This window comes from Flavobacterium wongokense (assembly GCF_021608265.1).
In the GTDB taxonomy this organism is placed as follows: domain Bacteria; phylum Bacteroidota; class Bacteroidia; order Flavobacteriales; family Flavobacteriaceae; genus Flavobacterium; species Flavobacterium wongokense.
On the sequence record NZ_JAKIHP010000001.1, the window covers coordinates 1,250,654 to 1,275,695 of the forward strand.

Below are 25,042 nucleotides of genomic sequence, written 5' to 3' on the forward strand. Positions count from 1 at the left end.
TTTCCACCTTACTCTTGCATTTATTTTTGATAAATTTAAGACCTGCCTGCCGGCAGGCAGGTTATTTTTTTATGAATTTTTTATGAAAAGTACCATCAGCAGTTTGAATGTCAACATAATGAACTCCGGTTGCCAGGCTGCTTACTGAAAACTCAGGATTGGAATTTTCCATCACTTTCTGGCCCAGATTATTGAAAACAATTACTTTTTCCAAACTAGTTGTGCTTGGCATCTGTATGTGTACAACATCCGAACTTGGGTTTGGATACAATGAAATGGCTTTTTCCAATTCGAAATTCTGGTTTCCTAAGACAGCCGTTGAACCATTCGAGATGATATGCCTTTGAGGGTCAAATTCCACGCCTGTAATCGGGAATGGAACCGCGGTGATGATTTCCTCATTATTGAAGGTGTTATTCAAAACCAAATCCGCCTGTTGCCCGCCAGCGCCAAAAACCCTAACCGGAACCGGCATTTCAAAATACGTTACCGAAGGATCGGACTGTTCCTGGTTTATGGTAAACTTTGCCTGCCCGGCACCCCAGTTTTGAGCGGTGATATTATAGGTTGGATAGCCCTGATTGTACACCCAGTCATTAAAGAACTCCGTCAAACTTTGTCCGTATACCGCTTCCAGGTGCGCCTGTAAATTTGGCGTCACTGCATATTTATAAGCCAGGTTAGGGTCGGCGAGATAGTTTTTGATTCCCTGGAAGAAAGCCGCATCACCCAATTTGAAACGCAGCATTTCCAATACCATTCCTCCTTTATCATATGTAAGCCTGCTGCTGAAAATACGGTTCACATTCAATGCCTGGTCATCGGTTAAATAGAGATTTCCTGCAGGCTGTGAAGTAATGTTGTCAATCATGCTCTGTTTTTCAGCAATAAAAGCATCCACACCATCAAAATTTTCAATGACCAAAGTGGCAAGATACGTTGCAAAACCTTCGTTCAGCCAAATGTCCTTCCAGCTTCCGCAGGTTACCTTGTCGCCAAACCATTGATGCCCCATTTCGTGGGCAATCAGTTGTCGGTCGAAATTTACCATGAAGGAAACGGTGGTGTGCTCCATTCCGCCACCCCAGCTAAACTGTGCGTGGCCGTATTTTTCATTGTGGAACGGATAGAGTTCAAACAGGTTTTCATATAATTCCAAAATAGCCGGAGTCTCAGCCAATTGAGGTTGTACAAATGCGAAATCTTCAGGGTAAATGTAATTGATGATTGGGTATTCGTTTGGTGCTGTTCCACCCATTTGATTGTAAACCGTATAATTCGACACTGCAATCGCAATCAGGTAAGCCGGAATAGGATATCCGTGGTGGAAATGCGTTGTTTTATTGGCTCCCGAAATTACCGGAGCTGTGGTTTCCACACCGTTTGCAACCGCAATGTATTGTGATGGTGCCGTAATGAACACATCGATGCTGTCTACCTTATCATTCAAATCCTGTTTGCACGGCCACCAGTCCCTTGCGCCAAAAGGCTCTGAAAGTGTCCAGATAATAGGGCTTCCGTTATGGGATGTCTGTACAAAAGAATCAAATCCATTTGCCGGTGGTACTCCTGAATAACTGATTTCAAGTGTTGCCGAAGTTCCTGCAGTTTGTGTCGTTGGTAGGGTGATGATCAATTGATTGTTGGTATCTTCTACCCATGTCAGGTTTGTTGCACCTTTTTTAACCGAACTCACCGTAAGTGGATTGGCAAAATCAAAGGTAATTGTATTCATATTTGCCAAAGCGGTATACGTGGTCGTGATTTTTCCGGTGACAAATTTCACCGTAGGATTTACAGTAAATTCTAATTTGTGATAGGTAACATCGTAATTAAGTGTATTCGGATTTACGTCAACATCCATAAGCTGTTGGGCCGATTTCATTTCAGCTTCAGCAATGGAGTTGGTCCTGCTTTTATAGTTGCACTCCGCCTTAGGTCCCGTTTGGGAAAAAGCAGAAAATAATGTAAAACAAAGTGGTATTAAGTAAGCTTTTTTCATAGCAATTGATAAATTTTTGCGAATATAATGATTATCAGCATGTACTGATGTTAAATTTTTCTTTCTGTTAGCTTAAAACAGTTACTTTCCCAAAAACCCTAAGACACTAAGTTTTTGATTTGGTATGCTTTGTCATTGCTACGCCAGTCGCTGATGCTCGTGTCCCGCGTAGGCGGGAATCTATTACCCATGATCTGGATTCCCGCCTCCGCGGGAATGACAAAAGGAACGACAACACAATAGCAGTAACTTTTTAAGCAACAACAACGTTTTCCCAAACATTTCATTAAATTTGCGTCCTTATAAAGAAAATGTCATGTTACAGATAAGTTACATTAGAGAAAACAAAGAGAAAGTGATTGCGGCTTTAGCCAAAAGAAACATGGATGTGAAAACACTCGTGGAAGAGGCAATCCAATTGGACGAAAACAGAAGAAGCACTCAGGTAGAGCTTGATAATACTTTGGCGGAATCCAACAAACTTTCCAAAGACATTGGCGAACTGATGAAAAATGGCGAAAAAGCCAAAGCCGAAATATTAAAACTAAAAACAGTTCAGTTAAAGGAAACGAGCAGGGAACTTTCTGAAAAATCAGATGCATTAGCCAACGAGCTTTTACAGAAAATGTATTTGTTGCCAAACACTCCGGCAGATATTGTTCCGGTTGGAAAAACTCCCGAAGAAAACCTAAACGTTTTTGAAGAAGGGACTATTCCGGTTTTGCACGAAGGAGCACAGCCACACTGGGAACTGGTAAAGAAATATGACATCATCGATTTCGAATTGGGTGTAAAAATTACCGGTGCAGGTTTTCCAGTTTATAAAGGAAAAGGCGCCAAATTACAGCGTGCACTTATTTCGTACTTTTTGGATAAAAATACTGATGCAGGGTATCAGGAATTCCAGGTGCCTCATTTGGTAAACGAAGCTTCGGCTTATGGAACAGGGCAATTGCCGGATAAGGATGGGCAGATGTACCACGATGCTACTGATGATTTATACTTGATTCCAACTGCGGAAGTTCCGGTAACCAATATTTTCCGTGATGTAATTTTACAGGAAAGCGAACTGCCAATCTTATGCACAGGATACACACCATGTTTCCGTCGTGAGGCTGGTTCGTATGGCGCACACGTTCGCGGTTTGAACCGTCTGCACCAATTTGACAAAGTAGAAATCGTTCGCATCGAGCATCCTGATAAATCATATGAAGCTTTAGATGGAATGGTGGAACACGTAAAGGAAATCATGCGTGAATTGAAACTGCCTTTCCGCGTATTGCGTCTTTGTGGCGGTGACATGGGATTTGCTTCGGCCTTGACCTATGATTTTGAAGTATTTTCAACGGCTCAGGATAAATGGCTGGAGATTTCTTCGGTATCTAATTTTGAAACGTTCCAGGCAAACCGCCTGAAGCTGCGTTTCAAAGGGAAAGAAGGAAAGACACAGCTGGCACATACCTTAAACGGAAGCTCATTGGCATTACCAAGGGTTATGGCCGGAATCATCGAAAATTACCAAACTCCGGAAGGGATTGTAATCCCTGAAGTATTGCGCAAATACACTGGGTTTGACATCATAAACTAAAAAAGTTAATCTTTCGTAAACAATGCACTAATCGGACACAAAAAGTGTTACTTTAGTGCATCGTTTTTTTTAAATAAATCCATGCAGAAAATTCTCTTCATAGCGTTATTGTTCAGTTGCTTTTTGGGCCGTGCCCAAAATGAGCAATTGGCGAATAATTATTTCGACCGTGGGGAATTTGAAAAGGCTTTGGTAAGCTATGAGGAACTGCTGAAATCCCAGGAAAACAATTACAATTATTTCCAGAAAGTAGTAGAGTGTTACCAGCAATTACAGCAGTTTGAAAAGGCTCAGAAAATAATCGAAGCGCGATTGGACCGATACAAACAGGCCAATCTTTTGATTGAATTGGGGTATAACTACCAGCTGCAGAAAAATCAGGAGAAAGCCAATAAATATTACAACCAGGCAATAGACCGGATTAAGAAAAATGCCCAGGAAGTTTACAGTGTTGCCTATGTCTTTGAACGCAAATCGTTGATTGATTTTGCGCTTTTGGCTTACAAAACTGCGATTGAGAAAGAGCCAAAGATGAGTTTCAATTTCCAAATGGCGGTGCTTTATGGCCAACAGGGAAATACCAACATGATGATTGACATTTTCCTTGATGAAGCGTATCAAAATCAGCAGAACCTTCCGCTGATCCAAAACCAGATTTCCCGATTCATGACTGAGGAAGTTGATGCGTCCTTTAACGATACACTCAAAAAGGCCTTATTGGTCCGTGCCCAAAAGACACAGGATGTTTTTTGGAATGATTTTTTGAGCTGGCTTTTTATCCAGCAGAAGGAATATGGAAAGGCATTCATTCAGCAAAAAGCCATCTACAAACGAAATCCCGAATCGTTTACCAATATCGTAAGCTTAGGCCAAATGGCAATTGAGGATAACGATCAGGATTCGGCCAAGGAAATCCTGGCTTTTGTTTTGGAGAATACCAAGGATTTGGAACTGCTTATCGAAGCGCATTCCTATCTGCTGGAAATGAAAATCAACCATGCGACCGAAAAGGATTATGCAGCCATCACCGCAGAACTGGATAATTTGATTAAGGAATTTGGCGTAAGCCCATACACCTTATCCCTTCTGAAATTGCAGGCGGAGTTCAATGCGTTCCATTTGAACAATCCCGAAAAAGCCAAAACAATCCTGAAAAGCGCGATGGAAATGCCGATTAACCGATTCCAATTGGCTGAAGCCAAAATGGAACTGGCAGACATTCTTTTGTATGAAGAAAAATTCAATCAGGCGCTACTTTATTATTCACAGGTAAATGAGGATATGAGTGGTGATGTGATTGGCCAGGAAGCCAGTTTGAAAACAGCTAAAACGAGTTATTTCAAAACCGATTTCGAATGGGCATCACATCAGCTGAAAGTATTGAAATCGGCTTCATCACAGCTAATCGCCAACGATGCATTGGATTTGTTTTTGCTGATAAGCGACAATACGGTTGAAGATTCATTACAGGTCGCTTTGAAGAAATTCGCGCGTGCCGATTTTCTTTTGTATCAAAACAAAAAGAAGGAAGCCTTAGCCGGATTCCAACTGATTTTAAAGGAACACAAAGGCGAAGACATCGAACCGGTGACGCTATTGCGCATTGGGAAGATTTATGAAAAAATGGGTGATTTTACCAATGCCTTAGCCAACTACGATGCGATAATCACCAAGCATAAGGAAAGCATTTACATTGACGAAGCGCTGTATTATTCGGCAGAAATCTATAACGAAAACCTGAAAGATCCCGAAAAGGCAAAGCCGCTTTATGAGGAAATGATTTTCAAGCATGAAGACAGCATTTTCTATGTGGATTCGCGGAACAAATATCGAAAATTAAGAGGAGATACTAATCTGTAAGCAGGATTTTCAACTCATAATTCATAACTCATAACTCATAATTTTACATGATACTTTATAACGTAACCATCAACATACACGAAAGCGTTCACGACCAATGGATGCAATGGATGCAGGAAAAACATATTAAGGATGTTTTGGCAACAGGGAAATTTTCTTCTGCCCGAATGGTAAAGGTTTTGGTTGATGAGGAAATGGGAGGGACAACCTATTCGATTCAGTATACAACCGACTGCAGGGAAACACTGCAACGTTATTATGACGAAGATGCGCCAAGATTAAGGGAAGAAGGACACCGTTTGTTTGGAGACAAAATGCTGGCGTTCCGAACCGAATTGGAGTTGATTTCGGAACACTAATTTTTGTCATTCCCGCGTAGGCGGGAATCCATATTAGCAGTCATGTTTAAAACCATTCATCAATATTACGTTTATATTTTAGCCAGTAAAAAGAATGGAACTGTATACATTGGAATGACAAATGATTTGGAAGCAAGAGTTCTCCAGCATAAGCAAAAAATAGATGATGGCTTTACTTCAAAATATGACGTAAATCTATTAGTTTATTTTGAAAATTTCCAATACGTAAACGATGCAATTAAAAGAGAAAAGCAGCTCAAAAAATGGAATCGTCAGTGGAAAATAAATCTGATTGAAGAAGAAAATAAGGATTGGAATGACCTTTCGGAAGATTGGTTTAAGTAATAGTTTTTATTCCCGCCAATGCGGGAATCCACAGCATAACAATATAGATTCCCGCCTTCGCGGAAATGACAAAAGGATATGAACGACGTAAAAGCCAAAAAACACCTCGGGCAACACTTCCTGACGGATGAATCGATTGCCCAAAACATAGCCGATACCTTGAGTTATAAGGGCTACGGCATCACTTTGGAAATTGGTCCCGGAATGGGAGTTTTGACCAAATACGTTTTGGAAAAACAAACCACGACCTATGTTATCGAAATCGATACCGAATCGGTTCAGTATCTGGACACGCATTATCCAAAACTGCACGGAAAAATCATTTCAAAAGATTTTTTGAAATACAATATCAACGAAGTTTTTGAAGGCAAACCCTTTGCCATCATTGGGAACTTCCCTTATAATATTTCATCGCAGATTGTTTTTAAATGTTTGGAACTGCGTCATCAGGTTCCTGAATTTTCAGGGATGTTCCAAAAGGAAGTAGCCGAACGCATCTGCGAAAAGAAAGGGAGCAAAACCTACGGAATACTGTCAGTACTGGTTCAGGCTTTTTATGAGGCCGAATATTTGTTTACCGTTCCGCCCAACGTTTTCAATCCGCCGCCAAAAGTAAATTCGGGCGTTTTGAGATTAACGAGAAAAGAAAACTTCACGTTGCCGTGCAATGAGAAATTGTTTTTTTCAGTAGTAAAGACAGGTTTTCAGCAACGCCGCAAGACGTTAAGAAATAGTTTAAAATCATTCAACCTTTCGGATAATTTAAAAGAAGATACTATCTTTGACCTCAGACCAGAGCAACTCTCGGTAGAACAATTCATTGAACTTACCCAAAAAATAGAGGCCAATGCAGTTTAATATCAGCAAAGAATTCTTAACGCAAATCGAGGAACTCATTCATCAAAAGAACGACCAGGAACTGGCTGTTTTGCTGAATGACCTCCACCATGCCGATATTGCTGAGATTTTTGAAGAGCTGAATATTGCTGAGGCAACTTATATTTTTAAAATCCTCGACAGCGAAATTACCGCCGAAATCCTTCCGGAATTAGAGGAAGACGTTCGTGAAAAAATCCTTCATGGACTTTCTGCAAAGGAGATTGCAGAAGAATTGGACGAATTGGATACTGATGACGCTGCCGATATCATTGCAGAGTTATCCCAATCCAAAAAAGAGGAAGTAATCAATGAGCTGGAAGACGTAGAGCACGCCAAGGACATTGTCGATTTGTTGCGCTATAGTGAAACCACAGCCGGAGGTTTGATGGGGAAAGAGATGGTAAAAGTCAACGAAAACTGGAACGTGCTGACCTGTGTAAAGGAAATGCGAAGCCAGGCGGAACATGTTACCAGAGTACATTCCATTTACGTGGTTGACGATGAAAACCGATTAAAAGGAAGATTGTCGCTCAAGGATTTGTTGACGACCTCTACCAAAACGCCCATTAGTGAGGTCTACATCAAAAAGGTAGATTACGTAAAAGTCGATACCCCAAATACAGAAGTTGCCCGAATCATGCAGAAGTATGACCTCGAGGCGATTCCGGTAGTTGATGAAATGGGAAGATTGGTTGGCCGTGTTACCATCGATGACATCGTAGACGTAATCAAGGAAGAAGCCGACAAGGATTACCAAATGGCGGCAGGTATCACCCAGGACGTAGAAGCGGGTGACAGCGTTTTTGAAATGATCAAGGCGCGTCTGCCTTGGCTTTTGATAGGAATGGCAATCGAATTGGTTGCCTCATTAGTACTCAAGGAAAACGAAACTACAGCTCAAACCTATTCAACACTAATCATATTTGTACCACTACTTTCAGCAACGGCAGGAAACATTGGTGTTCAGGCATCGGCAATTGTGGTTCAGGGATTGGCCAACGGTTCGCTAAAGGAATTTAGCAATACCTATTTAAAGAAAGAACTTGCAGTTGCATTGCTTTCGGGGACTATTATTTCCAGTTTCCTATTTTTATATCATTCCCTTATGTACGGGCAGGAATTGGTTGGACTTGCCATTTCCATCTCCATGGTAGTGGTGATTCTTTTTGCGGCACTATTAGGAACAGTAGTTCCGTTAGTGCTTTATAAAAACAAAGTCGATCCGGCAATTGCTACAGGGCCATTCATCACTACAACAAACGACGTTTTCGGAATCATGATTTATTTCTGGATTGCGCGTATGATCCTTGGGTTTTAATTTTTTAGGAGCAGCACATCTCCTGCTTTATTTCACTAATCTTCCCGCTGTCCATTATATCTTTTTCTTTTGCAAAGAAAAAGGATGCCATTTCCATCGGGGCTATTGAGCACGTTTTGTCTTTCTTTCTGAAAAATGGATTCCCCCGCCTTCGCGGGAATGACAAAGTAGACTAAGGATAATTGCTAAATATGACTGTCATTCCCGCGAAGGCGGGAATCCATAATCTTAAACAAAAAAAGCTCCTCTTTTCAGAGGAGCTTTTGTACCCAGAGCGGGACTTGAACCCGCACGGTTGCCCACAGGTGTTTGAGACCAGCGCGTCTACCAATTCCGCCATCTGGGCAGTAGACAGAAACCAACAACAGTTGATTTATCGCGAAAAATAAGCATCAAATGTGTTGCTTATCTTTAAACACGGTGCAAATGTAAAAAATAAAATATCATATTCTAAAAAAAATACTGTAAAATATGCTTTCAGAGTTGGATTTAATTTCTAAATTTGCACCTCGGTAAAACGAAGCACAACTAACTAACTACATTCGAGGCACTTCCAAAAGAAATGCCGAGGATAAAAAACAACAAAATTATAATGTCGCAACAAGAACCAGAAGCAAAGATATTTGCGTGTTCGCAAAGCGTCTATCTTGCTGAACAAATAGCCAACAACTATGGTGTTCCGCTGGGTAAAGTAACGTTCTCTAAATTTAGTGATGGTGAATTTCAACCTTCTTTTGAGGAATCAATAAGAGGATTGCGTGTTTTTATTGTCTGCTCTACATTTCCGAGCGCTGACAATTTAATGGAACTTTTGTTAATGATTGATGCTGCAAAAAGAGCATCAGCCCGACACATTACTCCCGTAATCCCGTATTTTGGTTATGCAAGACAGGACAGGAAAGACAAGCCAAGGGTTCCGATTGGAGCAAAACTGATAGCAAAACTATTGGAAACAGCAGGAGCTACACGAATCATGACGATGGATTTACACGCCGATCAGATTCAGGGATTCTTTGAGAAACCGGTAGACCACTTGTTTGCATCGACTATCTTTTTGCCGTATGTTAAAAGTCTGCAGTTAGACAATTTAACAATAGCTTCCCCGGATATGGGAGGTTCAAAAAGAGCTTATGCGTATTCCAAGTTTTTGGAATCGGATGTGGTAATTTGTTACAAGCAAAGAAAAGCTGCCAACGTAATCGACACGATGGAATTGATTGGTGAAGTGAAAGGAAGAAACGTGATTTTGGTTGATGACATGATTGATACCGGAGGAACATTGGCAAAAGCGGCAGATTTGATGATGGAAAAAGGAGCTTTGAGCGTAAGGGCAATTTGTACCCACGCGATTCTTTCGGGAGAAGCTTATGAAAAAATAGAAAATTCCAAATTATTGGAATTGATTGTTACCGATTCTATTCCGTTAAAGAAAGAATCGAAAAAGATAAAAGTGGTGAGTTGTGCGCCTCTTTTTGCAGAAGTAATGAACATGGTTCAGCACAACAATTCCATCAGTGGCAAGTTTTTGATGTAACTGAGGAATGCGTTAAGGATTGGAGCAAGTACCATGTACTGCGGAAAGCCTGACCCGAAGGGACAAGAGGCAACGCCGACTGCCCGAAGGGAAACGCCCAAATAAGTATTTTTATTATTAACTATATATTTTTACAATGAAATCGATTACGATTAAAGGACAAGAAAGAGAAAGCGTAGGAAAGAAAGCTACTAAAGCCCTACGTGATGCTGGAATGGTCCCTTGCGTTATTTACGGAGGAACTACACCAGTGCATTTTGCAGCAGAAGAAAAAGCATTCAAAAGCTTGGTTTACACTCCAAACGCACACACGGTTGTAGTGGATTTGAATGGAAAAACTTCTAATGTTATTCTTCAGGACATTCAGTTTCACCCGGTGTCAGACAGAATCAACCACATCGACTTCTTTCAATTGAATGAAGCTAAGGAAATCATCATGGAAGTTCCGGTTAAAGTAACAGGAACATCTCCAGGGGTACTTTTAGGAGGTGATTTACGTTTGAACCAAAGAAGGCTGAAAGTGAAAGCTTTACCAAAAAACCTTCCTGACTATGTTGAAGCGAACATTTCGGAATTGCAAATGGGTAACAAATTGTATGTTACTAAATTGCCAACTCCAAACTTTAAATTAATGCACCCAGACAACACTGTTGTTGCTCAAGTTAAGATTTCTCGTGCTGCTATGAAAGCTGCTCAGGAAGCTGCAAAAGCAGAAAAAAGTGCAAAAGGAGGAAAGAAAAAATAATCAATTTATTTTTGCAATACAGAAAGCATCAGTTCACGCTGGTGCTTTTTTTATGAAATCAATTAGTGTACTTTTGTCAAATGAATTGGATTTCGAATTTATTTAGGACAAAAACAATCTCTGAAAATTCAGAAGAAGATATGAAGAAATATTTAATTGTAGGCCTTGGAAACATTGGTGCCGAATATGTAAATACACGCCATAACATTGGCTTTAAAGTGGTGGATTATATTGCTGAGAATGCCAACGTATCCTTTGAAACAGCCAAATTGGGAGCCATTGCGGAATACAGCATAAAAGGGCGAAAATTGATTTTGCTAAAGCCAAATACCTATATGAATCTAAGTGGTAAAGCGGTTCAATACTGGATGCAGAAAGAAAACATTGCAAAGGAAAATGTGCTGGTGATTACTGATGATTTGAACCTGCCTTTCGGAACTATCCGAATCAAGGCAAAAGGTAGTGATGGAGGGCACAATGGCTTGAAGAATATCCAACTGATTTTGAACACTACAGAATATCCAAGGTTCCGGTTTGGAATCAGTGATGAATTCAAAAAAGGGCAGCAGGTTGATTATGTGCTTGGTGAATGGAATGATGAGGAAAGGGCAAAGCTTACCGAGCGCTATAAAGTCGCAAAAGAAATAGTGGAATCTTTTGCTCTGGCCGGTTTAAACGAAACGATGAACAGCTTTAACGGAAAATAAAAAAGCCTCCAATTCTGGAGGCTTTTTTTATTATCAGAAATAACCAAAATTACTCAATGATTAATTTTTTGGTTACGATGCCATTATCGCTTTTCACATTTACAAAGTAAACACCGCTTGCAGGTTTGTCTAAATTGATAACCTGTAGAAGGTTTGAAGCCTGGTCAAAGTTGTTTTCAAAAATTGTTTTTCCTGTGATGTCAAATACTTCAACAGAAAAATTGCTGGTTAGCTCTTTAAATTCAATAGTAAAACTTCCTTTACTTGGATTTGGATACAAGCTGAACTGAGTTTGTAAAAATTCCTCATTTGCCAAAACGTTCGTTTTGAACTGGCTTGCGATTGTGTTGTACCAAGCCAACATCCTTGCAGCCTGACCAGAAGTAAACATATACATACACGCATCGTTTACATAATCCATATAGTTCATCGTTAACGAATAATCAGAACAGCCTGAAGTTTCTCCTGCTGCCGGGCAGTCATAAGATTCAGTATCGGTTGCAGGCGTATCACATACACCATCTCCGTCTGGGTTTTGCTCGTTATAAACGGCACAATTCGCTTCTCCGCAACCGGCAAAAGTATGGTCCAAATTAAAGAAGTGACCCAATTCGTGCGTCAATGTCCTTCCTAAATTATAAGGAGCACCTGGAACGTAACCGGTACAACCAGCTCCTGAACCGAATGCATCCCTTGCAATTACTACGCAGTCTCCAATATTTGGCCTACCACCAAGAGGTGAATATCCAAGGATTCCACTACCTGCATTTCTGCAAACCAAATTCAGGTATCCATTCCATGTAGTATCATTATCGTTTGATCCCAGGAAATCAGTTCCAAAGGTTACAGCCAAATCTCCATTCACCAAACCAGTTCCGGCTGGATGGTTTTGTGTCGCTAAGACAAACTGTACCTGTAAGTTTCCGGTATTGGTTCCAGGATAAAATGATGCATCATCAGCCCAATTTGAAATATCGGCATTGGTTCCGTTATAATCTGCGTTAAGGATGTTGATTTGCGATTGTGCCAAGGTTCTAAAACAAGCTTTTATTGTAGATGTTGTAGAAACGTTAGGGAAGTGTACTGCTACAGGAATCCTGATTACAATATTCGGGCTTGCCGTAGTTGTGTTGGAATTCTTTTGTAATTCAGTTTTGAACTTACTTTGTTGTTGAAGATATGACGCTCTCAAAGCAGGGTCATTCATGATTCTTTGCATAACTTCATGCATTCCACAAGTTCTGTGTTGTGAAAAACCCAATTGGAAAACAAGAAGTGCGAAAAGTAACTTTAATTTCATTTTTTGTTGGTATTAAATTTAAACAGGGGGCAAATTTAATTAAATGTTTCACATATAATAACTTTTCGAAAAAAAAAGAGGTGAACACACTAAATGTTCACCTCTTCTAACTATTTAGTAGTCAAATAGCTATTATTCGATAACAATTCGTTTTACTAATTTTTGGTTTCCATCAGTTACTGAAACCAAATAAACACCAGCCTGAGCATTATTCAACTGAATGTTTTCGTTGAAAGTAGCCTGGTTTGAATATTTGTTTTCAAAGATTGTTCTTCCGCTGATGTCATACACATTCACTGTGATTTCATTTGCAGTCGTATTTTCGAACTGAATGTTGAAGTTACCTTTATTTGGATTTGGATAGATAGCCAAATTCGCTAATTGATTCTGACCTACTGATAATTGAGCTGTTACCGCACAAACTTCAACAGACCAGTTACCGATAGAACCGGTATCTCCATTGTAGTTGTCGTTAGCAAGGAGCGTCCAGGTACCATTCATGTTTTTACCATTGAAAGCAGACAAAGCCTGATTAGGTTTGAATGTACCTGTTAAATTTGCAGCACAAACAATTGCAGTTGGAGCAGCATCATTAAACAATACGTTGAATCCTGTTGAAGTCGCATTACAGTTTCTGTTGAAAAGTGCTGTTTGTGTTCCATCAGGATGCGCCAATGCAACCACTAAATCCCAGTAGTAAGAGTGTGTACCTGCAACAGTAACATTCACATCTGAAATAGTTCCTGAAACTGGTATGTTTAAACTTTTTGCAACTGTAGCTCCAGGAAGGTTAGCTCCTACACCATCTGGAATTGGAAGAGCTGTATTGTTAGAGTAAGTTGTACAGCTGGTAGCAAACGTATATCCTAAACCAATATTTTTAGAAACAGCATAGAAAACATTTCCAACAGCTTCAATTAAAATCCTACAAGAAGGTGAAGTTACTGCAGGAAGTGTTATCGTTTCTGTACCGTCATTAGCAGTACTTGCAGCCAATACAGTTGGGAAAGTAGCTCCTCCGTCAGTTGACAAAAGGATATTTACATTCGCAGTATTGATTCCATTTGCAGTTGTTCCTGCCACGTTCCATGTAATAGTCTGGTTGGTTCCAGGTGTCCATGAAGTATTGTCAGTTGCAGGATTTGTAATTGCAAAAGCTGCTCCGGTATTAACCACTGTTACTGTAGTTGCTGATGTAGAAGTTTGTCCTCCACCAAGTACATTATCCCTTACGGTAAATGTAAAAGCCAAAGTTCTTGCTACTGAAGATGTAGTTTCCCAGGTTGGAGTTAGGTTACCCATTAACACATCAGAAAACTGAGGAAAATATCTCACTGGAGAAAGACTAGGAAGACGAGACCTAAAGTTAGGCCCATCTGTTTTAGTTGGAGAAGGAATACTTGCTGACGGGTTATTTACCGTAGCATCATCATTTTCTTCCCAGCAGTATGTTAATACTTCACCGGCAGTTCCAACTCCAGCTCCTGTAAGTTTAAATGCAGTACTAATCGGAATGCTGAAAGCTGCACCTGCTACAGTAGAAGTCGGTTTTGGGTTTGTAACCGCTAAACTTGTACTAACAGGACAGGTTTTAGTATTCATATTAGACTGAATCTGAGTGATGCTTTTGAAAGTAAAATAATCATCAGAGTGTGCCTGCATATCAGTACCATTTCCTCCAATTCCGGCATATGCCATGATAGTTGATCCTGAACCTGGCTCAACGTTGGTTGTATTGTCTTCAGTACCTGAAAGTCCGCCATAAGCGAAAGTATGCGTTGCACCCATTTGGTGTCCCATTTCGTGGGCTACGTAATCGATGTCAAAAGAATCTCCTTCAGGGATATTGTCAGCCGGTGATGTGATACCACTACCTTTTGTAGCGTCAACACATACACAGCCAATACATCCTGCACTACCACCACCACCAGAAGCACCAAATAAATGACCAATGTCATAATTTGCCGCACCCATGTAAGTAGTATTATTTAAAGTGGCCTGTAATTGTGAATTCCATGCTGCAGGAGCACCACTTCCGGTTTCTGTTGAATAAGGATCTGTTGAAGGATTAGTGAAAATTACGTTAGCATTGTTAGCAACAATCAATAATTTAATTGCCAAATCTCTTTCAAAAACACCATTGCATCTTGTCATGGTTACGTTCATTGCAGTTAAGGCATCATTAACGGTACCACCGTGATATATGGTATATTCAGCAGTACAAGACAGAGCAAGCCTCATCGTTTTGTAAACCTGGTTGCTTGCCTGCATTACGTTAGTAACCTTATTTGATAAATTTTGGTTGGTTGTAAATTCTTCAGTGCTACAAGCAAATGGCAATTGACCTTTGTATCTTGTTGCCGAATCAAAAACAATGTAAACCGAACGGTCCTTAGTGTAAGGCTCGATAAACTCTGTTCCTGTATTCGCTCTGAAAATCATAGTTTCGATTCCTTTAGGATCAAAACTAAAATTTAGGACTGCAGAAGGATCTGTAATCCCTTTTCCGACGTAAGCTTTAATTTCAGGAAATTGTGCCTGTAAAGCAGGCTCAAAGTTGGAAGATTCCCAAACTAAGAATTTTTCCAATTGACCATTTATGTTTGGCAATTGAATTTCAACTCCTGCCTGGCCTGAAGCTTTCTGAGGAACATTTGCAAGGCTTAGCTTAAACTGATTTGCATCGAACTGCAATAATTTTTGATTTGCAGAATAAGCAGTTTGTCTTATTCTTTCAGAGCTTACAGCTTTGTTATTTTCCCAAAGTTTCCAAGAGGCTTTTTGAGAAAACGATAAACTAACAGAAAAGATAAAAACAACTAAAAGTAAATTTTTTTTCATGGTAATGTTGATTTAATAAAAGTAGGTAAAGATAGTTATGTTTAAAGAAACTGCAAATTTATATTTAGAATTATTATAGATTAGTGGTTTAATTTTAACACATTGATGGTGTTTTAACACTATTGACCAACTGGTTTTAGGATGTTGGGAGTTAAAAAACAAAAAGTGGCACGGTCTTTTCGTATCTTTGTTCCTAACTTTATACAACGAAATCATGCGGTATTTTGCTCTAATAATCCTCTCTTTTCTCTTGTTAAATTTTTCTTCCTGCAAATCCCAAAAGTCAGGCGAAGAGAAAACCCTGTTGAAAATTGACTCAACAAAGGCTGTAGCAAAAAAAATATATTTATTCAAAAACAAAAAACTTGAGGTTTTGGAAACAAACGGTTCGTTATCCTATAAGATGGAAACCAATCCAAAAACCAGCGTTTTGCTTTTTGTTTATGAAAAAGACATGGATAAGGTTGCCTACGATGGCGGCTACAAAGAAGAAGTTGTCTTTGAAATTCCCAATGATGTTGCGGAGCAAAACTATACAGATTCAGAGTTGCAAAATACCAAAATGCTCTTTGGAAGGTATTGTTTCTGCAGAGGGAAAAATGGCCTGTTTAAAATTGAGAAGGGCAAACTGCACCTAGCTTCAACAAAGAAAGGGCCTCACTTTGAACTTCAATTCAAAATTGATGAAGTGCCACAGGTTACAACCGAAATCAACTATTAAATTTTTTCTATTTTAAAAGAGTAAAAGTTATCGTTTTTAATTGCTAAAAACATATTTTTGTGGTGTCATATTTTTACTAAATCCTTGAAAATATTCCATTCCATAAATTCATTTTCTACTAATCAGCAAACTGTTGTCACGATTGGCACTTTTGATGGCGTTCATCTTGGCCACCAAAAAATATTGGAACAGGTTACCCAAAATGCGCAGCAACTACATTGCGAAAGCCTGGTACTTACTTTCTTTCCACATCCAAGGATGGTGCTTCAGGAAGATACCGAAATGAAACAGCTCAACACACTCAATGAGAAATTCGATTTGTTGGATAATTTAGGAATCGATAATCTTGTTGTTCATCCTTTTGACAAGGAGTTTTCAAGGTTGACAGCCGAAGAATTTGTCAAACAGGTTTTGGTCGATATCTTCAAGGTGAAAAAAATTATCATTGGTTATGACCATCGCTTCGGGCGCAACCGGACTGCCAACATTGACGACCTGATCACTTTTGGCGAGACTTTCGGTTTTGAAGTAGAACAAATTTCCGCTGAGGAAATCAATGAAGTTTCGATTAGTTCTACCAAAATCAGGAATGCACTTTTAGAAGGGAATGTGGAATTGGCATGTGATTATTTAGGCTATCCTTATTCACTAACCGGAATTGTTTCCAAAGGAAAACAACTTGGAAGGACCATAGGTTACCCAACGGCAAACATTAAAATAGCCGAAAGCTACAAACTCATTCCGGCAAACGGAGTGTATGTTGCCAAAAGCGTTGTTGACGGAACAACGGTTTATGGCATGATGAACATTGGGACAAGGCCAACAGTTGATGGAACTACACAAACCATCGAAATTAATTTCTTCGATTTCAAAGCGGATTTGTACGATAAGGTGATTACAGTTTCACTAATGAAGCGTATGCGCGATGAGCAGAAATTCGAATCAATTGATGCACTGAAAGCGCAATTAGGTCAGGATAAAATAAACGCCCAGGATTATATTGACAAATTATAATAATCAAAACATATCCTGTTTTGATTAGTCATTTTCTTCCTTTTTTGTTAAATGATTTAACTGTCAAAGATATTTTTCTTAATTTTATAGTGTTGTCTAACTAAAAAACTACCACTATGAAACTGCCAAAAGAACTTATTAATGGAATTATAATATTTGCCGGAATCGCACTTTACTTCTTGGTCATTGATTTTTTAAACCTGTCGGACATACTCTGGCTAAGAGTCTTTAATGTACTTTTTGTATGGTATGGCGTTACCCGAACCCTCAGCTCAAATATGGCGGAAGGAAAAAGGGATTATGCATACAATTTATTTTCAGCAGGAGCGACAGCATTGTTAGGGGTTATTTTTGCCATCATAGGTTTGGTTTCCTACATCCATTTAAGAGGTGGAGATACTTATATCAAAAATTTTTCAGAAGACTTATTATTTGGCGGTGAGCCAACAGCCAATCAATACTGCATCGGGATTTTGTTCGAAGGTGTAGCTTCTGCCTTAATCGTTGTTTTTGTATCCGTTCAGTATTGGAGAAGGAAAATGGCTCCACAAGATTAATAATTTTTTGATTCTATCATAGATTGTAAAAAGCCTCAATTTTATGGGGCTTTTTTATTTGTTCATAATGACTCACAAAATTGTAACTTACATACAATTTAATTACTTTTGGTGCAATATAAAATAGCACCTATGAGTATTACAAAACACAATTGGACTAAAGAAGAAATCATCGCTATATACAATAAACCTTTAATGGATTTGCTTTACGAAGCTGCTACAATCCATAGGCAGCAACACGATCCAAATGTTGTACAGGTTTCCACTTTACTATCAATAAAAACCGGAGGTTGCCCTGAAGATTGTGGCTACTGCCCACAGGCTGCACGTTATCATACCGATATTACAGGTAATGACCTGATGACTGTAAGCCAGGTAAAAGCACAGGCGTTGAGGGCCAAATCAAATGGTTCTTCAAGGGTCTGCATGGGTGCTGCATGGCGCAATGTAAAGGACGGTGAGGAATTTGACCAGGTTTTGGAAATGGTAAGGACCATCAACAAACTGGATATGGAAGTTTGCTGTACCTTGGGAATGCTAACCGAAAACCAGGCGCAACGTTTGGCCGAAGCAGGATTATATGCCTACAACCACAATTTAGATACTTCAGAAGAATATTATAAGGATGTAATTTCAACACGAAGTTTTGATGACCGTTTGGAAACCATCGAAAACGTGCGTAAAACCAATGTAACAGTTTGCAGTGGAGGAATTATCGGAATGGGAGAAAGCATTGAAGACAGAGCAGGAATGTTGGTTGCACTTTCAACCTTAAATCCACAACCGGAATCTGTGCCGATTAACGCATTGGTGGCTGTAGAAGGTACACCATTGGCTGATGAAAAACCAGTTGAAATCTGGGAAATGATACGAATGGTAGCAACAACAAGAATCGTAATGCCTGAAACACAGGTACGCCTTTCGGCAGGTAGAACGGAAATGTCAAGAGAGGGACAGGCAATGTGTTTCTTCGCTGGAGCGAATTCCATTTTTGCCGGAGACAAATTATTGACTACTCCAAATCCCGATGTAAATGAAGACATGAAAATGTTCGAAACGCTTGGATTGGTGGCTCAAAAACCATTCATTAAAGTAATGCAGCCTAAGACTGTAGAAGCGGAAGACTCACAATTCCAGTCATTAGGTGAAAAACCAAAATGGACGCGTCCCGGACATACCATCGAAAGAAACCTGGAAGCATCAGGAAAAGCTAAATAATATTTTAACTTATTATGTAAATTTATTTCGAAAACCTTTTTTTAAATTTGCTTTATATCGAAAGATGTAAAGCATTTTTTTTGTAATTCACTTTATTCAACATCTATGGCGTTAACACTGTCAGAAATTGAACGCGTAAAAACAATTAGCAAAGAAGATTTCTATAACCATTATGTTAGGAAACAAAAACCCCTAATCATCGAGCAGCTTACCAGTGATTGGCCTGCCTTTGAAAAATGGAACCTCAATTACATTAAGGAAATTGCGGGTGATAAAGTAGTTCCGCTTTATGACGATAGGCCGGTTTCACACAAGGATGGCTTTAACGAAGCACACGCCAAAATGAAAATGGCGGATTATATCGATTTGCTTCAGTCGAAGCCAACCAACTATCGGATATTCCTGTACAACCTAATGAAGGAAGTACCAGTTTTAAACAATGATTTCAAATGGCCTGATATCGGGTTGCGTTTGGTGAAGCAATTACCGATGTTGTTTTTTGGAGGTGAAGGAGCCAGGGTTTTTATGCATTACGATATTGATTATTCCAATATTCTTCATTTCCATTTTCATGGGAAAAAGAAATGCATGCTGTTTGCACCAGACCAAAGTCCCTATTTATACAAGGTACCCCATTCCTTAATTTCCCGTGAAGACATAGATTTTGACAATCCCGATTATGAAAAATGGCCGGCTTTAAAAAAAGCCAAGGGCTTGGTAGCGGAATTAAATCATGGTGAAATGCTTTACATGCCTGAAGGCTATTGGCATTATATGAAATATGTTACTCCGGGATTTTCGATGAGCCTGAGGGCTTTCCCGAGAACGATAACCAATCTGTCAAAAGCGGCATACAATGTTTTTATCATGCGTCATTTTGATACCATGATGCGAAAATGGAAAGGGCAGCAGTGGATTGACTATAAAAATCAAAAGGCAATTATCAATACCAAAAGTGACTAATAAAAAAAGGTCCTGTTAATTCTAACGGGACCTTTTTTTATTTTATGTTTTCCAAAGAAATTAAAGGATGATTTTCCTTGTGATGGTATTGCCATTTTCCAATTTGATCTTAACAATCAAGGCTTGCTGCCTTGCTGTAATGCCAGAGGTTGTAAAATCTTTGCTTGCTATCGATTTCGCGTCCAATAATTGTCTTCCCAAAATGTCATAAACGGTCACTTCCTGAATGACTTCAACAGAAGATTTGATAGTCATTACTCCATGATTTGAAGCTAAGACAACTGAACTGTCACCGGTCTCTAAATCAGGGTTGCCCAAAGAACTCCTGTTGTATCTTAGTTGAAAGCGATCATTAATGATACCTTCATTCGCATTGAAGCTATACGGGTTTTGCCTTAAATCGTATATGATGTTTAATTGCTTATCTTCAAGGAAGATACTTTGTGTATCCTCTGCAAATATACCATCAACGGCGCCAATCGCTATTTTATAATCTCCAGTCTGCATTACACGGATTCCAATCGGAACAACATCACTGCTGTCAAAAGGCGATGGCCTTCCTTGTATGGTCAGCGTTTCGTTATTGGCAATGGTATAAATGTTGAAATCGTTTGCCATGTTTTTCGAAGCATCATAAAGTCGGTCTAAACCAGCAGTTGCTTCAGGAGCATACCCCAATAAAGTTCTTGTAGGAACATTGTTGGTATCAACTAAGTCAAGCCAAATTCTATGAACACCTTGTTCTCCTGTCTGTGAAGTTTTGTAAAACTGACTATTGGAATAGGTTTTATCACGAAGGCTGTTTTTAAAATTAACAGTTCCGTTTCCTGTTGCGCCATCATTCATCATCACAAAGAATCCCTGGCCACCGGCAATGTAGCCGTTAAATACAGATGGACCGCTCGATCCTCCCAAGGCATTGTAGGTAATATAATCACTATTGGTATAGTTATATAAATAAGAACCATAGAACGGATTTCCGGTTACTGTAGGAGTAGTGTTGTGTGTCCACAAATAAACATATCCCTGAATGCCGGTGTTATAGGATAGGAAATCAACCGCCTTGATTGACGAAGGATATGGATTTCCAACTAAATTCCAGTTATCATCATAGTTTGTAACAGTTACCCCATTTCCGGGTCCAACCGTACTCGCTGTAGTATTGTTTCCTCGGCTAATGGTCACCGGAATAACACCATTATTTGCAACTCCTGTGAAAACAGCGGGAATGTTGGTTGCAGCCATCGAATAGATGTTCGAACCTCTCATTATGATGCCATTACCTGCAGTCATTGTACTTCCTGGTGATAACTGCCAGTTTCCTGAACTTACAGGGCTGTTGACATTGGTTGCCAATGGATTCCATTTGTAAATAAATCCAGGCGTTGGGCTCGAATAAATATTGTTTATGACTTGTCCTGCAACAGGTGAAGACCAATACACATAGTCAGAGCCTCTTATAGAAGACGCTGTTCTTTGGTAATTGATGCTTCCTGTATTTGTCGCTGTATCGTTTATCTGAACCAAACTTCCGTTATTGGCAATAGTCAGGGTTCCGTCATTTTTAACATCACTTTGGATCTCAAAATAATAACCACTGTCTACAATAACATTCCGCCCTGATTTTATCTGGCATTCGCATGCCTGCACACTTCCGTGATCTACTGCCGCAGTCGTAGTGTAGTCGCCATCAAAAATTGCCTTGGTGCTTGATGTTGGAAATCCTGCAGTCCAGTTTGTTCCATTCCAGGTAGAAGATTGTGCCGTCTGCCCTTCTATTTTAATATCGTCAATCGCCCATAACTCGTCATCCCTGTCAACATTAAGCGTAATCCTAATCCAAAGTGTTGACGATTGCGGAAGGTTTTTTACATTATAAGTAGCGATACCGTTCGCCAATTCGGCATTTCCATTTCGGGTATCCAAAGTTACTCCGGTATTATTTCCTGTATAATAAGCATTGAATACTCCATTCGCCGCAAGGTTCCATCTCGAATTGGTGTAACCTCTCAAAACCGATTCTACAGACCAGTTAACCCCACCATCAATACTCGTTTCTATTTGTACTAAATCATTGACATCCAAACCTTGTGTTGATCCAGTAACTCTGTAAGCACCAACTTTCATAGAGAAATTAATGTTGTTGTACTGACTTACATCAACTTGGTTTAGTAATATAACGGCACTTCTTGTAGTGGATGTTCCTATGCCTTTGAATTGAAAAGACCTACTTCCATTGGAAGCTGCGACTAATCCCGAACCATTATTATAGGAACCTCCAACGTTTGTGGTCACAGTTCCGTCGGTAGTATACGAATAAGTCCAGGTAGGCGTAGCAGGAGCTGCTTCAAAATCCTGTTGATATATAGTTTGGACGCTGTTGTTACTACAAGGAATATAAACAATTCCCTCACCCGAAATGGCAAAAGTAAAGGTTCCGTTAATTGAGTCAGGAGTTGTCCTTCCAGAATCAGTATAAACATTAAAAGTTACGGTCGCATTTTTAACACCTGCCGATGTTGGAGTAAAGCTTATTGTAAACGATGTCGTATTGGCATTACTCAGGGCACCGTTGGTTGGTAAGCCAACAACAGTAAACATGGAGGCGTCAAGCCCTGATATTACCGGAGTAGTAGAAAGATACCTTGTTGATCCCGATAAATTGGTAACAACAAAAGTATTTTGTTTAATACCGCTTGTTACAGCTACCAGCCCAAAGTTGGTCAGGTTGGTTGTCGTCGTTGTCGACGAGCCCGATGGAATATCATAACCGTTTCCGCTTACATAAATATTATTGGAACCTTGACACGTTCCGCTGATGTTAAAGTTATAAACTGCTTCGTCTGTGTCATTATTGTAGATGGTAACAGTTGCATTTTTAGCACCTCCAGATGTTGGTGTAAACGTAATATCAAATGTTGTGGTTCCGCCACCTGCAATGGAGTTGGATGGAATTGCTGTCACACTAAACTGTGCGGCATGTGCACCGGTAATTGTTATATAAGGAGAAGCACCACTTAGTGCAAGGGAAGTGGTTCCTAAATTTTCTATCGTAAATGTCCTGACTGAGAAGTTTCCTTGTATAGTAACCGGAAATGCCGTATGGTTGGTTCCCGATGGATAAATACTGTTATCCGGAATACTCTGTCCATTTCCTTTTACATTAATTTCAACAAGAGGTGTTACTGTTCCTGTTCCCTGTATTAAAAAATCATAAGTCGCTTCATTGGAATCATTGCTGTTAATGGTCAAGGTTGTATTCCTTGTACCCGCAGCACCAGGCGTAAAAGTAACTACAACGTCATAAAACGCTCCGCCTGCTATGGTAAGGGGGAAAGTTATTGCAGGAAAAGTAAAATCTCCTGAATTCCCGCCATTCATAAACAAATTTGTTATAACTAAATTCGCATTACCTAGATTTTCTATCCTGAATGTTTTGGTTGGACTTGGCGACCCAACAACAAATGTTCCGAACAAAGTGTTGTCTAGTCCACTTGGCGTAGTATCACCATCAACTATGCTTGGGTTTGAACCTACAATTCCTTTTACGTTTATTTCAGGAGCTGGCGAAGTGCTGCAGGTAAGCGTTGGGATGGTAGCCGCAGTCCTATAATTTATCGTAGCTGGAACCGGTCCTGCTGTGGCATTCCATGGAATCAAGGCAAAAGTATAGCTTGAACCCCCATTGAGGCCACTGATAGTTGCAGAAGTGGCAATAGTTGAGGCAATGTAGCTTCCAACAGTTGAGTCTCCGATTACTGCTGCAGCGCCATAAATTGTCCCGTCAGTTGGTATTCCTGTTGGAGTAGCGCCCTGACGATAGATGATTAAATAACCAGAGGCTGAAATTGTACTAGCCGCCGCAAAATTTACGGTAATTGAAGTAGCAGTAGACGCTCCACAAGTCGTAAATGAAGCATGCGAAGCGGGTTCGTTGGCTAGTGTATAAAAATCAAAACTTTCCGGATTGGTAGTGTTGAAACAAACGTTTGTGCCACTTCCATTGTATGCATAAGGTGTGGCCGTATATTGCGTTCCCGGAGTAAGGCCTGAAATCCCGGTAACAGAAGTACCGGTATTTTTATATACAACACGGTTATTTACATCAATTTGCCCGGCACTAGCCCAGGCAGTATTAGCTGTATAATTGGTCCCTGATGAAGGAGCTGTAATTCCGGTACTGGTTTGACGAAGCGATACCAATGTCCCTGCTGCTGTTGCACCAGCCGTCCATGATAAATCGACACCTGTTGTTGTTGCATTGCTCGAACTAATTGCCGATGCCTGTGAGGTTGGTGTACTACAAGGTGCTGTAGTAACAACAGTTCCGTTAAAGGTGAAGTCATCGATACTAAAGGTTGTTGTTGACAAAGGCATTCCATAAACATAAATCCTAAAGGTAATAGCAGATGTTACATTTTGATAAGCAGCTGCAGATAAAGAAATAGTTGTTCCTGCCGCAGTAGGAGTTCCAATATTGGATGCATATCCATCAACACTTGAACGGAAAGCAAAATTTGGAGAACCGGATGACAATGTAGATGTATAAACAAAACTTACAAAGTTTATTTCATAGCCACCATTTGGAGTTAATGTAAATTCATAATAGTCTGTTAAGTCTATGGCTCCAGTACTCCACCCATTCGAATTATAACGATTATTGGCATTAGATCCAGGAATACCTGAGCCTCTTCCAATACCTGATACAGTTATATTTGCATTAAAGGTTTGGCCGGTAGTATAAGGATTTGCCGTGTTAGGATTTGTTCCAGTAATTGGATTTGTAAAAATAGATTGCCCCCATGATAAGGTACTAATCAAAAGCGCAACAAAAAGTATTTTAATTTTCATTATAAAAAATGAATTATGTTATCGTATTCGTTTTCACAGTAATAGCCCCTCAATTTTTGGCGCACAAAAAAAGGTCAAGACATGACTGGTAGAAAACGGGACAACAAAACTACATCTAAATTACTAAATAACAACGGTTTTAGCTTAAGAAATTATTAATAAAATGTGTCTTTAATGCGTCATTTTGTTGATAAAAAAACCGGATAACGTTTTTATCAGCCTTTTTAGGTGCTTTGAGGC

The 25,042-nt window shown here is 39.7% G+C and carries 18 protein-coding genes and 1 tRNA gene; 14 read left to right on the forward strand and 5 right to left on the reverse strand.

Annotation, left to right across the window (positions count from 1 at the left end):
* Positions 1-61: 61 nt before the first annotated feature.
* Positions 62-2,002 carry a M1 family metallopeptidase gene (locus L1S31_RS05425; protein ID WP_236463261.1) on the reverse strand — a complete coding sequence of 647 codons (1,941 nt, stop codon included), beginning with the start codon at positions 2,000-2,002 and terminating at the stop codon, positions 62-64.
* A gap of 316 nt (positions 2,003-2,318) precedes the next feature.
* On the opposite strand from L1S31_RS05425, the gene serS reads away from it, so the two are divergent.
* From serS to mgtE, 6 genes are all read left to right on the forward strand, one after another.
* Complete coding sequence (gene serS / locus L1S31_RS05430) at positions 2,319-3,590, forward strand: serine--tRNA ligase (protein WP_236463263.1); 1,272 nt, start codon at positions 2,319-2,321, stop codon at positions 3,588-3,590.
* A gap of 81 nt (positions 3,591-3,671) precedes the next feature.
* Complete coding sequence (locus L1S31_RS05435) at positions 3,672-5,450, forward strand: tetratricopeptide repeat protein (protein WP_236463265.1); 1,779 nt, start codon at positions 3,672-3,674, stop codon at positions 5,448-5,450.
* A 47-nt stretch (positions 5,451-5,497) separates the two neighbouring features.
* Positions 5,498-5,809, forward strand: coding sequence for a DUF4286 family protein (locus L1S31_RS05440; RefSeq protein ID WP_236463267.1), 312 nt, complete (start codon positions 5,498-5,500; stop codon positions 5,807-5,809).
* Between the two features lie 42 nt (positions 5,810-5,851).
* Positions 5,852-6,154: a GIY-YIG nuclease family protein gene (locus tag L1S31_RS05445; protein WP_236463269.1), complete on the forward strand. Its 303-nt coding sequence runs from the start codon at positions 5,852-5,854 to the stop codon at positions 6,152-6,154.
* Between the two features lie 78 nt (positions 6,155-6,232).
* A complete protein-coding gene (rsmA, locus tag L1S31_RS05450) occupies positions 6,233-7,012 on the forward strand; it encodes a 16S rRNA (adenine(1518)-N(6)/adenine(1519)-N(6))-dimethyltransferase RsmA (RefSeq protein WP_236463272.1) in 780 nt (259 codons plus the stop codon).
* Positions 7,002-8,351 carry a magnesium transporter gene (gene mgtE, locus L1S31_RS05455; protein WP_236463274.1) on the forward strand — a complete coding sequence of 450 codons (1,350 nt, stop codon included), beginning with the start codon at positions 7,002-7,004 and terminating at the stop codon, positions 8,349-8,351. Before rsmA ends, mgtE begins: the two co-directional genes overlap by 11 nt.
* Before the next feature lie 266 nt (positions 8,352-8,617).
* On the opposite strand, the gene L1S31_RS05460 is transcribed toward mgtE, so the two are convergent.
* Positions 8,618-8,697, reverse strand: a tRNA-Leu gene (locus L1S31_RS05460).
* A 246-nt stretch (positions 8,698-8,943) separates the two neighbouring features.
* Between L1S31_RS05460 and L1S31_RS05465 the strand changes: the two genes are divergently transcribed.
* The 3 genes from L1S31_RS05465 to pth all read left to right on the forward strand — a co-directional run bounded on the left by L1S31_RS05465 (position 8,944) and on the right by pth (position 11,337).
* A complete protein-coding gene (locus tag L1S31_RS05465; RefSeq protein WP_236463276.1) occupies positions 8,944-9,885 on the forward strand; it encodes a ribose-phosphate pyrophosphokinase in 942 nt (313 codons plus the stop codon).
* Between the two features lie 136 nt (positions 9,886-10,021).
* Complete coding sequence (locus L1S31_RS05470; protein WP_236463278.1) at positions 10,022-10,630, forward strand: 50S ribosomal protein L25/general stress protein Ctc; 609 nt, start codon at positions 10,022-10,024, stop codon at positions 10,628-10,630.
* 140 nt (positions 10,631-10,770) lie between these two features.
* Positions 10,771-11,337 carry an aminoacyl-tRNA hydrolase gene (pth, locus tag L1S31_RS05475; protein WP_236463280.1) on the forward strand — a complete coding sequence of 189 codons (567 nt, stop codon included), beginning with the start codon at positions 10,771-10,773 and terminating at the stop codon, positions 11,335-11,337.
* A 49-nt stretch (positions 11,338-11,386) separates the two neighbouring features.
* Here pth and L1S31_RS05480 read toward each other — a convergent pair whose 3' ends face one another.
* A complete protein-coding gene (locus L1S31_RS05480; RefSeq protein WP_236463282.1) occupies positions 11,387-12,637 on the reverse strand; it encodes a zinc-dependent metalloprotease in 1,251 nt (416 codons plus the stop codon).
* Positions 12,638-12,769: 132 nt separating this feature from the next.
* A complete protein-coding gene (locus L1S31_RS05485) occupies positions 12,770-15,478 on the reverse strand; it encodes a zinc-dependent metalloprotease (protein WP_236463284.1) in 2,709 nt (902 codons plus the stop codon).
* A gap of 373 nt (positions 15,479-15,851) precedes the next feature.
* Here L1S31_RS05485 and L1S31_RS05490 point away from each other — a divergent pair, with 373 nt between their 5' ends.
* The 5 genes from L1S31_RS05490 (at position 15,852) to L1S31_RS05510 (ending at position 19,951) form a co-directional block, all read left to right on the forward strand.
* Positions 15,852-16,199, forward strand: a complete 348-nt coding sequence (locus L1S31_RS05490) for a hypothetical protein (RefSeq protein ID WP_236463286.1) — start codon at positions 15,852-15,854, stop codon at positions 16,197-16,199.
* An 84-nt stretch (positions 16,200-16,283) separates the two neighbouring features.
* Positions 16,284-17,213, forward strand: a complete 930-nt coding sequence (locus L1S31_RS05495) for a bifunctional riboflavin kinase/FAD synthetase (RefSeq protein WP_236463288.1) — start codon at positions 16,284-16,286, stop codon at positions 17,211-17,213.
* 116 nt (positions 17,214-17,329) lie between these two features.
* Complete coding sequence (locus tag L1S31_RS05500; protein WP_236463290.1) at positions 17,330-17,770, forward strand: hypothetical protein; 441 nt, start codon at positions 17,330-17,332, stop codon at positions 17,768-17,770.
* Positions 17,771-17,902: 132 nt separating this feature from the next.
* Complete coding sequence (gene bioB / locus L1S31_RS05505) at positions 17,903-18,988, forward strand: biotin synthase BioB (protein ID WP_236463292.1); 1,086 nt, start codon at positions 17,903-17,905, stop codon at positions 18,986-18,988.
* Between the two features lie 105 nt (positions 18,989-19,093).
* The gene (locus tag L1S31_RS05510) at positions 19,094-19,951 is read left to right on the forward strand and encodes a cupin-like domain-containing protein (protein WP_236463294.1); all 858 of its coding nucleotides are present in this window, start codon (positions 19,094-19,096) and stop codon (positions 19,949-19,951) included.
* A gap of 60 nt (positions 19,952-20,011) precedes the next feature.
* Here the strand turns inward: L1S31_RS05510 and L1S31_RS05515 are convergent, their stop codons facing one another.
* Positions 20,012-24,802, reverse strand: coding sequence for a RemA C-terminal-like gliding motility protein (locus L1S31_RS05515; RefSeq protein WP_236463296.1), 4,791 nt, complete (start codon positions 24,800-24,802; stop codon positions 20,012-20,014).
* Positions 24,803-25,042 lie beyond the last annotated feature (240 nt).

Bases quoted from the DNA above. Each gene is read 5' to 3' on its own strand.
- L1S31_RS05510 (WP_236463294.1), top strand. From the start codon at position 19,094: ATGGCGTTAACACTGTCAGAAATTGAACGCGTAAAAACAATTAGCAAA.
- L1S31_RS05435 (WP_236463265.1), top strand. From the start codon at position 3,672: ATGCAGAAAATTCTCTTCATAGCGTTATTGTTCAGTTGCTTTTTGGGC.
- L1S31_RS05445 (WP_236463269.1), top strand. From the start codon at position 5,852: ATGTTTAAAACCATTCATCAATATTACGTTTATATTTTAGCCAGTAAA.
- L1S31_RS05485 (WP_236463284.1), bottom strand. From the start codon at position 15,478: ATGAAAAAAAATTTACTTTTAGTTGTTTTTATCTTTTCTGTTAGTTTA.
- pth (WP_236463280.1), top strand. From the start codon at position 10,771: ATGAAGAAATATTTAATTGTAGGCCTTGGAAACATTGGTGCCGAATAT.
- L1S31_RS05480 (WP_236463282.1), bottom strand. From the start codon at position 12,637: ATGAAATTAAAGTTACTTTTCGCACTTCTTGTTTTCCAATTGGGTTTT.
- L1S31_RS05470 (WP_236463278.1), top strand. From the start codon at position 10,022: ATGAAATCGATTACGATTAAAGGACAAGAAAGAGAAAGCGTAGGAAAG.
- rsmA (WP_236463272.1), top strand. From the start codon at position 6,233: ATGAACGACGTAAAAGCCAAAAAACACCTCGGGCAACACTTCCTGACG.
- L1S31_RS05425 (WP_236463261.1), bottom strand. From the start codon at position 2,002: ATGAAAAAAGCTTACTTAATACCACTTTGTTTTACATTATTTTCTGCT.
- bioB (WP_236463292.1), top strand. From the start codon at position 17,903: ATGAGTATTACAAAACACAATTGGACTAAAGAAGAAATCATCGCTATA.
- L1S31_RS05500 (WP_236463290.1), top strand. From the start codon at position 17,330: ATGAAACTGCCAAAAGAACTTATTAATGGAATTATAATATTTGCCGGA.
- L1S31_RS05465 (WP_236463276.1), top strand. From the start codon at position 8,944: ATGTCGCAACAAGAACCAGAAGCAAAGATATTTGCGTGTTCGCAAAGC.
- L1S31_RS05440 (WP_236463267.1), top strand. From the start codon at position 5,498: ATGATACTTTATAACGTAACCATCAACATACACGAAAGCGTTCACGAC.
- mgtE (WP_236463274.1), top strand. From the start codon at position 7,002: ATGCAGTTTAATATCAGCAAAGAATTCTTAACGCAAATCGAGGAACTC.
- L1S31_RS05515 (WP_236463296.1), bottom strand. From the start codon at position 24,802: ATGAAAATTAAAATACTTTTTGTTGCGCTTTTGATTAGTACCTTATCA.
- serS (WP_236463263.1), top strand. From the start codon at position 2,319: ATGTTACAGATAAGTTACATTAGAGAAAACAAAGAGAAAGTGATTGCG.